Raw genomic sequence first — 11,407 nt, forward strand, 5'->3', positions numbered from 1 at the left:
TCTCGTTCACCCGCCAAGAAGTGTCAGGAAAGTGGTGCGGTGGTGCGACCCGCGATGCTGTGCACCGTGCTTGTCCGGGTGCTCAGGAGCCGTCCAGCTCCTGGTCGATGAGCGCGAAGATGTCGTCGACGGTCGCGCTCTGGAGCCGCTCGTCGGATGCATCGTCAGGCGACTGGCGGCCCGCTCCGCCGTCGGCCGCAGCGCCCTCACTGAACGCCGCGAGCACACCTTGCAGGCGGGTCCTGATCCGGGACCGGACCAGCTCGTCGTCCGCGCCGACGGCGGCGAGGGCCGTCTCCAGCCGTTCGAGTTCACCGAAGACGGACAGGGCCGACGAAGCCGGTGCCTGTTCCGGCGCGAGGTCGAGACGGATGCGTTCGGCGAGCGCGACGGGTGTGGGGCAGTCGAACACGAGGGTGGCCGGCAGCCGGAGGCCGGTGGCGGCGTTGAGCCTGTTGCGCAGCTCCACCGAGGTGAGCGAGTCGAAGCCGAGCAGCTTGAACTCCCGGTTCCGGTCGATGTCCCGCGGGCCGCCGATGCCGAGCACCGCCGCCACCTGGGTACGCACCAGGTCCAGCAGGACGCTGTCCCGTTCGGGCTCGGACAGGCCGTTCAGCCGGTCGCGCAGTGCGTCGGCGCCGCCGACGGCCACGGCTTCCCGAGCGGTGCGCCGGGCGGCCGGCCGGACCAGGCCGCGCAGAATCGCCGGGACCGCCTGGCCGGCGTCCGGACCGGCAGCCGGAGCCGAGGTGTCGAAGCGCACCGGTACGGCGACGGCGTACTCGCCGTTCCGGGCCGCGTCGAAGAGTGCGAGGCCCTCCACGGCACGGAAGGAGACCAGTCCGGAGCGGGCCATCCGCTCTCGTCCCGACTCGTCCATGCCCGAGGCCATGCCACTGTCGGCCCAGGGGCCCCAGGCCATGGCGGTCGCGGGCAGGCCGGCCGCCCTGCGGCGCTGGGCGAGCGCGTCGAGGAACGCGTTGGCAGCGGCGTAGTTGCCCTGTCCGGCGCTGCCCAGCGTCGCGGCGACGGACGAGAACAGCACGAACGCCGACAGGTCCAGGCCCCGGGTCAGCTCGTGGAGGTGGAGCGCGGCGTCCACCTTGGGGCGCAGCACCGCGGCCAGCCGCTCCGGGGTGAGCGAGGCGACCAGGCCGTCGTCGAGGACACCGGCCGCGTGGATCACGGCGGTCAGCGACCGGTCCTCGGGAACGGTGGCCAGCAGTGCGGCGAGCGCCTCCCGGTCGGCCGCGTCGCAGGCCGCCACCGTGACGGTATCGGCGCCAAGCGCGAGCAGGTCCTCCCGCAGCCCGGCCGCCCCTTCGGCGGCCATGCCACGCCTGCTCGTGAGCAGCAGGTGCCGGACCCCGTGTTCGACCACCAGGTGACGGGCGACCAGCGCGCCGAGTGCCCCGGTCGCGCCCGTGACAAGCACGGTGCCCGAGGGGTCGAGCGCGGCGGGAACGGTGAGGACCAGCTTGCCGATGTGCCGGGCCTGGCTGAGGTAACGCAGCGCCTCGGGTGCCTGGCGTACGTCCCAGCAGGTGACGGGCAGCGGCTCGAGTGCCCCGGCCTCGAACAGCGCCACCAGCTCGCGGAGCATGGCGCCGATGCGGTCGGGCCCCGCCTCGATGGTGTCGAAGGCGGTGTACGCGGCGCCCCGGTGCTCCTCGGCGACCCGCTCGGGGTCGCGGACGTCCGTCTTGCCCATCTCCAGGAAACGGCCTCCGTCGGCCAGCGTACGCAGTGAGGCGTCCACGTAGTCGCCGGCGAGGGAGTTGAGTACGAGGTCCACGCCCCGGCCGTCGGTGGCGGCCAGGAACCGCTGCTCGAAGCCGAGTTCGCGCGACGAGGCGAGGTGATCGGCGTCCAGACCGGCGGCCTGCAGGGCCGCCCACTTGCCGGGTCCGGCGGTGCCGTAGACCTCGGCGCCGAGGTGCCGCGCCAGCTGGGTCGCGGCCATGCCTACGCCGCCCGCCGCCGAGTGCACCAGCAGCGACTGCCCGGCCCGCAGGCCCGCCAGGTCGACCAGGGCGTAGTAGGCGGTCAAGAAGACGATCGGCACCGAGGCGGCCTCGGTGAACGTCCAGCTCTCCGGCATCCGCGCCACCATCCGGTGGTCGGCGACGGCGAGCGGGCCGAACGCCTCGGGGATCATGCCGAACACCCGGTCCCCCACCGCCAGTGCGGTGATCCCAGGCCCGGTCTCGACCACTACGCCGGCGGCCTCGCTGCCCAGCGTCGCCGCCCCGGGGTACATGCCGAGCGCGATGAGGGCGTCCCGGAAGTTGACGCCTGCTGCGCGAACGGCGATCCGTACCTGGCCCTCGCCGAGCGGGGCGGTGGCTGCGGAGTTCTCCGTCAGCGCGAGATCGTCGAGAGTCCCGGTGGCGCCGGTGGCCAGCCGCCAGCCGGTGGCACCGGGGGCGGGCCGCAGCGCGTCAGCGGCCGTCCGGCGGGCGAGCCTGGGCACGTACGCGGTGCCGCCGCGCAGGGCGAGCTGCGGTTCACCGGTGGCCAGCGCGGCGGGCAGGGTCCGCTCGGTGTGGTCGTGGGCGGCCAGGTCGTCGAGGTCTACGAGGTCTACGAGGACCAGGCGTTCGGGGTTCTCCGACTGCGCGGACCGTACAAGGCCCCACAGCGCGCTCTGCGCCGGGTCGGAGACCGTGGCACCGGGCTCGGGGGCGACAGCCCCTTGAGTGAGCAGCACCAGCCGCGAGCCCGAGGTCCGGTCGTCGCCGAGCCAGGTCCGCAGGAGTTCCAGGCCCTGTCGGGTCACCGCGTGGACGTCCTCCGCCGCGCCACCTGCGGTGGCGCGCGGTGCCGGGACGAGAACGGCTTCCGGGAGCGTGTCTCCGTCGCCGAGGGCGGTCAGGAGCGCGAGGAGGCCCGTGTGGTCCTCGACCCTGGCGAGGGTGCCGGCGGCGGAGGCGTCGATGTCCCCCAGCTGGAGGACCGGCCAGTCCATCCGGTACAGCGCGTCCTGGTGCTCGACCTGCTGGGCGGAGGCCAGTTGATAGGCCGTCACCGCCCGCAGCACGAGGGACTCGACCGAGGCGACCGGCCGGCCCGTTCCGTCGGCGACGAGCAGCGACACCGTGTCCGGGGCGGGCGAGGTCAGCCGGACCCGCAGGCTCGTGGCCCCGGTCGCGTCCAGCCGTACACCGCTCCAGGCGAACGGGATGCGCCCCTGCCCGGTGTCCGGCAGCAGGCCGCCCAGACCGACCGCGTGCAGAGCGGAGTCGAGCAGCGCCGGGTGGACGCCGAATCCGTCGACGGCGGTGTCCTCCGGCAGGGCGACCTCCGCGAAAACCTCCCCGCCGCGCCGCCACAGCGCGCGCAATCCCTGGAAGACCGGCCCGTAGCCGAAGCCGAGCTCCGTCAGCCGCTCGTAGTAGCCCTCGGCCGGGACCGCCTGGGCGGCGGCGGGCGGCCACTGCGACAGGTCCGCCGCCGGGCTGGGCTGCGCGAGCGAGTCCGTCCGCGCCGAAGCCGTCGTGGCGAGTACTCCGATGGCGTGGGTCGACCAGGGCTCGTCGGGGCCCGCGCCGTCCGGCCGGGAATGAACCCGTACGGTCCGGTGCCCGTTGTCGTCAGGGCCGGCCACGGCGACTTGGAGTTGGACGGCGCCCTGAGCGGGCAGTACGAGCGGAGCCTGGAGGGTGAGTTCGTCGACCCGGTCACAGCCGGTCTCGTCAGCGGCCCGGATCGCGAGGTCCACCAGCGCCGTACCGGGCAGCAGCACCGCTCCCATGACCCGGTGCTCCGCCAGCCAGGGCTGCGCCGTCAGGGACAGCCGTCCGGTGAACACCACGCCCTCGCCGTCGGCGAGCGCGACGGCAGCGCCCAGCAGCGAATGGTCCGCCGAGCGCAGTCCGGCGCTCGCGAGATCCCCGATCGCGGGCCCGGTATCGAGCCAGTAGCGCTCGCGCTGGAAGGCGTAGGTGGGCAGATCAACGCGCTGGGCGCCACGTCCGGCGAAGACGGCCGTCCAGTCGAGCGCCGTTCCGTGGACGTGGAGCTGGGCGAGGGCGGTGGTGACGGCCAATTCCTCGGCACGGTCCGCACGCAGGAGAGGAACCGTAACCGCCCGCTCGTCCAGGGACTCCTGCGCCATGGCGGCCAGAACACCGCCCGGACCGATCTCCAGGAAGGTACTCACGCCTTCGCCGGTAAGGGAGTTGATGGCGTCGGCGAACCGGACTGCCTCGCGGACATGACGCACCCAGTACTCGGCGGAGCAGAACTCCTCCGCCGACACCGGACGCCCGGTGAGGGTGGAGACGATCGACATCGCCGGTGTTCCAAAGGAAACGCTCTCGACGACCTTCCGGAAGTCGGCCAGCATCGGGTCCATCAGCGGCGAGTGGAAAGCGTGCGAGACGGACAGTGCCTTCGTCTTACGGCCGTCAGCCGACAACCGCTCGACAACCACGGCTACAGCGTCCTCGGAACCCGAAACCACCACGGAGGAGGGGCCGTTGATCGCGGCAATACCGGCTCGGTCCTCAAGTCCGGCCAGCAGCACACGTACCTCGTCCTCCGAGGCCTGCACCGCGACCATGACACCCCCATCCGGGAGCGCCTGCATCAGCCGGCCACGAGCAGCCACCAACCGTGCAGCGTCTTCCAGCGAGAGCACACCCGCCACATGAGCCGCCGCGAACTCACCCACCGAATGACCCGCCAGGAAGTCCGGCCGGACCCCCCAGGACTCCACCAGCCGGAACAACGCCACCTCAACGGCGAACAACGCCGGCTGCGCGTACCCGGTCCGGTTCAACAACTCCGCGTCATCACCGAACACCACATCCCGCAACGGACGCTCCAGATGCCCGTCCACATGAGCACACACCGCATCAAACGCATCCGCGAACACCGGGAACGACGCATACAACTCACGCCCCATCCCCAACCGCTGACTCCCCTGCCCCGAAAACAGGAACGCCACCTTGCGGTCCGAGGAAGCAGTACCGCGGAGTGCCGAGTCCGCCATCCCGGCGGTGTCACTCGCCGCCAGTGCGCGCAGCGCCGGCAGGAGCTCCTCCCGCTGCGTTCCGAACACCGCGGCCCGGTGCTCCAGGGCAGCGCGCGATGTCGCCAACGAAAGGGCCACGTCCACTGGTTCGAGCTCCGGGTGGCTCTCGATGTGGGCGAGGAGGCGTTCGGCCTGCTCGCGGAGAGCTTCCGCGCTGATGCCGGACATGACCCACGAGACCGCGCTCGGCGAGCTTGCACAGGGCGGCTCGGGAAGTGCCGAAGCGTCCGGGGTCTGCGCCGGGGCCTGCTCGATGATGACGTGGGCGTTGGTTCCGCTCACGCCGAAGGAGGAGATTCCGGCGCGCCGGGTGTGCTCGGCGTCGGCCGTCCAGTCGATGGCTTCGGTCAGCAGCTCGACCGAGCCCGCCGACCAGTCGACGTGCGGGGTCGGGGCGTCCATGTGCAGGGTCTTGGGCAGGACGCCGTGCCGCATCGCCTCGACCATCTTGATGATCCCGCCCACACCGGCCGCGGCCTGCGTATGACCGATGTTCGACTTCAGCGAGCCCAGCCACAGCGGCCGGTCGGCGGGCCGGTCCTGGCCGTACGTCGCGAGCAGCGCCTGCGCCTCGATCGGGTCACCCAGCTTCGTACCCGTACCGTGCGCCTCCACCACGTCCACATCAGCGGGAGACAGGCCGGCACTGGCCAGCGCCTGGCGGATCACCCGCTGCTGGGCAGGACCGTTCGGGGCAGTCAGGCCATTGGACGCGCCGTCCTGGTTCACCGCCGAGCCCCGCACGACCGCCAGCACCTGGTGGCCGTTGCGGCGGGCGTCCGACAAGCGCTCGACCAGCAGCATGCCGGCACCCTCGCCCCAGCCCGTACCGTCGGCCCCGGCCGCGAAGGACTTGCAGCGGCCGTCGGCCGCCAGCCCCCGCTGCCGGCTGAACTCGATGAAGGCGTTGGGGCTGGACATCACCGTCACACCGCCGGCCAGCGCGAGGTCGCACTCGCCGCGCCGCAGGGCCTGAGCAGCGAGGTGCAGGGCGACCAGCGACGACGAACACGCCGTGTCCACCGTCAGCGTCGGCCCCTCAAGGCCGAAGGAGTAGGCGATACGGCCGGAGACGACGCTGCCGGAGCTGCCGGTGCCGATGTAGCCCTCCAGGTCCTGCGGGACGCTCAGCAGGCGCGCCGCGTAGTCCTGATAGCCGGAGCCGATGAAGACGCCGGTGCTGCTGCCGCGCAGCGAGGTGGGGTCGAGGCCGCCTCGCTCGAACGCCTCCCAGGCGATCTCGAGGAGCAGCCGCTGCTGCGGGTCCATGGCGAGGGCCTCGCGCGGCGAGATCCCGAAGAACAACGGGTCGAAGTCGGCGACGTCGTAGAGGAAGCCGCCGTCCTTGGCGTAGGTGGTGCCGGGCCGGTCCGGGTCCGGGTTGTAGAGGGAGTCCAGGTCCCAGCCCCGGTCGCCGGGGAAGCCGGCGATCGCGTCACGGCCGTCGGCCACCAGGCGCCAGAGGTCCTCGGGGGTGCGCACCTCGCCCGGGTAGCGGCAGCTCATGGCGACGATCGCGATGGGCTCGTCGTCATCGGACGCGCGGGCTACGGCCGTCGGAGCGTGGGCGGTGGCCGCGGCAGCCGTACCGGTGGCGGCTGCCGTCAGCTCGGTCAGGAGATGGGCGGCCAGCACGGCCGGGGACGGGTGGTCGAAGACGAGGGTGGCCGGGAGGTGGACACCGGTCGCCTTGTTCAGCCGGTTCCGCAGCTCGACGGCGGTCAGGGAGTCGAAGCCCAGTTCGCGGAAGGCACGGTCGGCGGCGACCGCCTCCGTGTCCTGGTGCCCGAGCACCGCTGCCGCCTCGCGCCGTACGAGTCCGAGGACGGCGCGGGCCTGCTCAGGCCCGGTCAGGGCCACGGTCCGGCGAACGAACTCGGGCAGCTCGCCCTGGCCCGCCGCGCCGCCGGGCGCCGAGTCCGCCGCGGTCGCGGCCAGTGCGGCGGCGGCCTCGGGGATCTCGCTCAGCAGCGGGCTCGGCCGGAGCAGCGTGAAGGAGGGCGCGAAGCGCTCCCACACGACGTCCGCCACCGTCACCGCCGTCTCGTCGCGGTCGACGGCTCCGCGCAGCGCCGCGATCGCCGACGGCGGGGCGAGGGCGGGCAGTCCGCGCTTGCGCAGCCGCTCCTCGGCGTCGCCGTCCTCGACCATTCCGCCACCGGCCCATGGCCCCCAGGCCACGGCCGTGCCGGTGAGTCCGCGCGTCCTGCGGTGCTCGGCGAGCGCGTCGAGGGCGGCGTTCGCCACGGCGTACGCCGCCTGCCCGGCCGCGCCCCAGATCCCGGAGATGGACGAGAAGAGCACGAAGGCGTCCAGCGGGCGGTCGCCCAGCAGGTCGTCCAGGTGCCGGGCGCCCGCCGCCTTGGCCGCGAGGACCTCGGCGAACTCCTGCGGTGTCGTCTCGGCCAGCATGCCGGGGGTACCCACTCCGGCCGCGTGCACGACGGCGGTCAGCGGGTGCTCCTGCGGCAGACCGTCGAGCAGCCGCGCCACCGCGTCCCGGTCCGCGATGTCGCAGGCCTCGATGGTGACCTGCGCGCCGAGTTCCTCCAGTTCGGCGCGCAATGCGTCGGCGCCCTCCGCAGCTGCCCCGCGTCGGCTCGTCAGCACGAGGTGCGCTGCGCCCGCGCCGGCCAGCCACCGGGCCACATGCGCACCCAGGGCACCCGTGCCACCGGTGATCAGAACGGTGCCGCGCGGCTGCCACCCGGCGGTCGCGCCGGTCACGCCGGTCGCGCCCTGCGGCGAGCGCAGCAGCCGTCGTACGAAGACACCCGCGCCCCGCACGGCCAACTGGTCCTCGCCCTCATGGCCGCCCGCGAGCGCTGCCGCGAAGCGCCGCGCCACGCGGGCGTCCAGCACGTCCGGAAGGTCGATCAGGCCGCCCCAGCGTGCGGAGTGCTCCAGCGCCGCGGTGCGGCCGAGTGCCCAGACCTGAGCCTGGTGTGCGCTGCGGAGCGGGTCGGCGGATCCGGTCGACACGGCCCCCCGGGTCGCGCACCACAGCGGCATGTCGACGCCGGCGTCGCCGAGGGCCTGGATCAGTGCCAGGGTTGCTGCGAGCCCCTCCGGCAGCACGGCGTGCACGGGGTGCGGCTGCTCGTCGATCGCCAGCAGTGAGAGCACGCCGACGATGTCCGTGGTGTCGCCGGGTACATCGGCGGCGCCGGCGGCGCCGGACACGGCGAGCCGCAGTTGGTCAGCGAGTGCCGCCCGGCCCGCGCCGGGCTCGACCGGGACGGGAAGCACTTCTGCCCCGTGGTCGCGGAGTGCCCGCAGCGTGGCGGCCGTCCACGGGTCGTCCACCATGCGACCGGCGGGCACCGCGACGAGCCAAGTGCCGCTCAACCGAGCGCCGTTGGGTGCGGAGCCGGTCGCGGGCCGCCACCCGGTCCGGTAGCGCCGGCTGTCCACCGTGGACTGCTCGCGGAGCTTGCGGCGCCACATGGAGAGCGCGGGCAGCACCGAGCTGAGCGGCGCGTCGCCCGCCACGTCGAGCCGTTCCGCGAAGGCGGCGAGATCCGCGCGCTCCACGGACTCCCATAACCCGGCTTCCGCCGGATCCACGGCCACGGCCCCGGCCCCGGCAACGGCCTGCTGACCGGAGAAGGCCGTCGACTCCAGCCAGTACCGGCGGCGCTGGAAGGCGTAGGTGGGCAGGTCGTGGAGCCGGGCGTGGCGGTCGCCGAGAAGAGCGGTCCAGTCGAGCGCGACACCGTGCACGTGGAGCTGGGCGAGCGTGGAGGCTACGGCGAGGTCCTCGGAGCGGTCCGCACGCAGCAGCGGCACGGCCACCGTGGACTGCTCATCGAGCAGCGACTGCGCCAGGGCCGTCAGGACGCCACCGGGGCCGACCTCGACGAACACCGAGGCCCCGGCGTTCGACAGCGCCCCCACCGCATCCGCGAACCGCACCGCCGCACGGACCTGACCCACCCAGTACTCGGCGTCGGTCAGCTCCCCCGGCGTCACCGGACGGCCCGTCACCGTCGACACCACCGCGATGGCCGGCTCGGCGAAGGCCACGCCCTCGACGACCTTCCGGAAGTCGGCGAGCATCGGATCCATGAGGGGCGAGTGGAAGGCGTGCGAGACGGACAGCGCCTTCGTCTTGCGGCCGTCAGCCGACAACCGCTCGACGACCGCCGCGACCGCGTCCTCGGCACCCGACACCACTACGGAGGTGGGCCCGTTGACCGCAGCGATACCCACACGGTCCTCGTGCCCGGCCAGCAGCGCACGTACCTCATCTTCCGAGGCCTGCACCGCCACCATCACACCCCCGCCAGGGAGCGCCTGCATCAACCGGCCACGAGCAGCCACCAGCTTCGCCGCGTCACCAAGGGACAGCACACCCGCCACGTGAACCGCGGCGAACTCACCCACCGAGTGCCCGGCCACCGCGTCCGGCCGCACACCCCACGACTCGACCAGCCGGAACAACGCCACCTCAACGGCGAACAACGCCGGCTGCGCCCAGGCAGTCTGGTTCAACAACTCCGCGTCAGGACCGAACACCACACTCTTCAAAGGGTGTTCCAGATGCGCGTCCAGCTCGGCACAGACCTCGTCGAAGGCCTCGGCGAACACCGGGAAGGACGCGTACAGCTCGCGGCCCATCCCCAATCGCTGACTCCCCTGCCCCGAGAACAGGAACGCCACCTTGCTCTTCCGCGGCGCTGCGCCGTCGAAGACATGGCCCGTCGACTCGTGGCGGGCGAAGGCAGTGAGACCGGCCAGCAGTTCCTCGCGGTCGCGCCCCACGACGGCGGCGCGGTGGGGCAGCCCGGCGCGCGTCGTCGCCAGCGCGTGGCCGATGTCGGCCGCCGGGGTCTCCGGGTGCTCCCGCACGTACGAGAGGAGTCGCCGGGCCTGTTCGGGAAGTGCTTCGGGGCTCCGGGCCGAGATCGGCCAGAGGACCGGGGTCGCGGAGTGCCGGGTGAGCTCGGGGGCCGGCGCCGAGGCTTCGGCCGCGCTTTCGGGAGCCGGCTGTTCCAGGACGACGTGGGCGTTGGTGCCACTCACGCCGAACGAGGACACACCCGCCCGGCGCGGCCCCTCCTTCTGCGGCCACTCGACCGACTCCGTCAGCAGCCGGACGGCGCCCGCCGACCAGTCCACGTGCGGCGACGGCTCGTCCAGGTGCAGGGTGCCGGGAAGCACCCCGTGGTGCATGGCCATGACCATCTTGATGACGCCCGCGACGCCCGCGGCTGCCTGGGTGTGGCCGATGTTCGACTTCAGCGCGCCGAGCAGCAGCGGCCGGCCGGCCGGCCGGTCCTGGCCGTACGTCGCGAGCAGGGCCTGTGCCTCGATCGGGTCGCCGAGCGAGGTGCCGGTGCCGTGCGCCTCGACGGCGTCCACGTCCGCCCCGGTGAGGTCGGCGTTGGCGAGGGCCTGGCGGATCACCTTCTGCTGTGCCGGGCCGCTCGGGGCGGTCAGGCCGTTGGACGCGCCGTCCTGGTTGACCGCGCTGCCCCGGACCACGGCCAGGACGTGGTGGCCGCCCCGCCGAGCGTCGGAGAGCCGCTCGACGAGCAGCATGCCGACGCCTTCGCTCCAGCCGGTGCCGTCGGCGGCGGCCGAGAACGGCTTGCACCGGCCGTCGGCCGCCAGTCCGCGCTGCCGGCTGAACTCCATGAACGCACCCGGCGTGGACATGACCGTCACACCGCTGACCAGGGCCAACGAGCACTCACCCTTACGCAGCGCCTGGGCGGCGAGGTGCAGGGCCACGAGCGACGACGAGCACGCCGTGTCGACCGTCACCGCGGGCCCCTCAAGGCCGAAGGTGTAGGCGAGGCGTCCGGAGATGACGGCGGCGGCGTTGCCCGTGCCCAGATATCCGTCGAAGTCTTCCGGGGAGGTGGACAGTCTCGCGTAGTCCTGGCCGTTGGTGCCGGCGAAGACTCCGGTACGGGTGCCGCGCAGGGCCGCCGGGTCGATGCCGGCCCGCTCGAACGCCTCCCAGGCGGTCTCCAGGAGCAGCCGCTGCTGCGGGTCCATCATCAGGGCCTCGCGCGGCGAGATACCGAAGAACCCGGCGTCGAACTCGCCGACGCCGTCGAGGAATCCGCCGTGCCGGACGTAGCAGGTGCCCGCGTGGTCGGGGTCGGGGTCGTACAGCGCGTCCAGGTCCCAGCCCCGGTCGGCCGGGAAGCCGGATATCGCGTCGCCGCCCCGTGCCACCAGCCGCCACAGGTCCTCGGGCGAGGTCACCCCGCCCGGGAAGCGGCAGCTCATCGCGACGATGGCAATGGGCTCACGGGAGTCGGCCGTCATTTTCTGGTTCTGCCGGCGCAGCCGCTCGGTCTCTTGGAGAGAGGCCCGCAGTGCCTGAACGATCTTCTCGTTCGATGTGGTCATCAT

At 73.0% G+C, this 11,407-nt stretch carries 1 protein-coding gene; it reads right to left on the minus strand.

What is annotated here, in order from left to right:
* Positions 1-82: 82 nt before the first annotated feature.
* Positions 83-11,404 carry a type I polyketide synthase gene (locus OTB19_RS26290; RefSeq protein ID WP_324290544.1) on the minus strand — a complete coding sequence of 3,774 codons (11,322 nt, stop codon included), beginning with the start codon at positions 11,402-11,404 and terminating at the stop codon, positions 83-85.
* Positions 11,405-11,407 lie beyond the last annotated feature (3 nt).

It is taken from the genome of Streptomyces sp. H27-H5, from assembly GCF_026627505.1.
Taxonomy (GTDB): Bacteria; Actinomycetota; Actinomycetes; order Streptomycetales; family Streptomycetaceae; genus Streptomyces.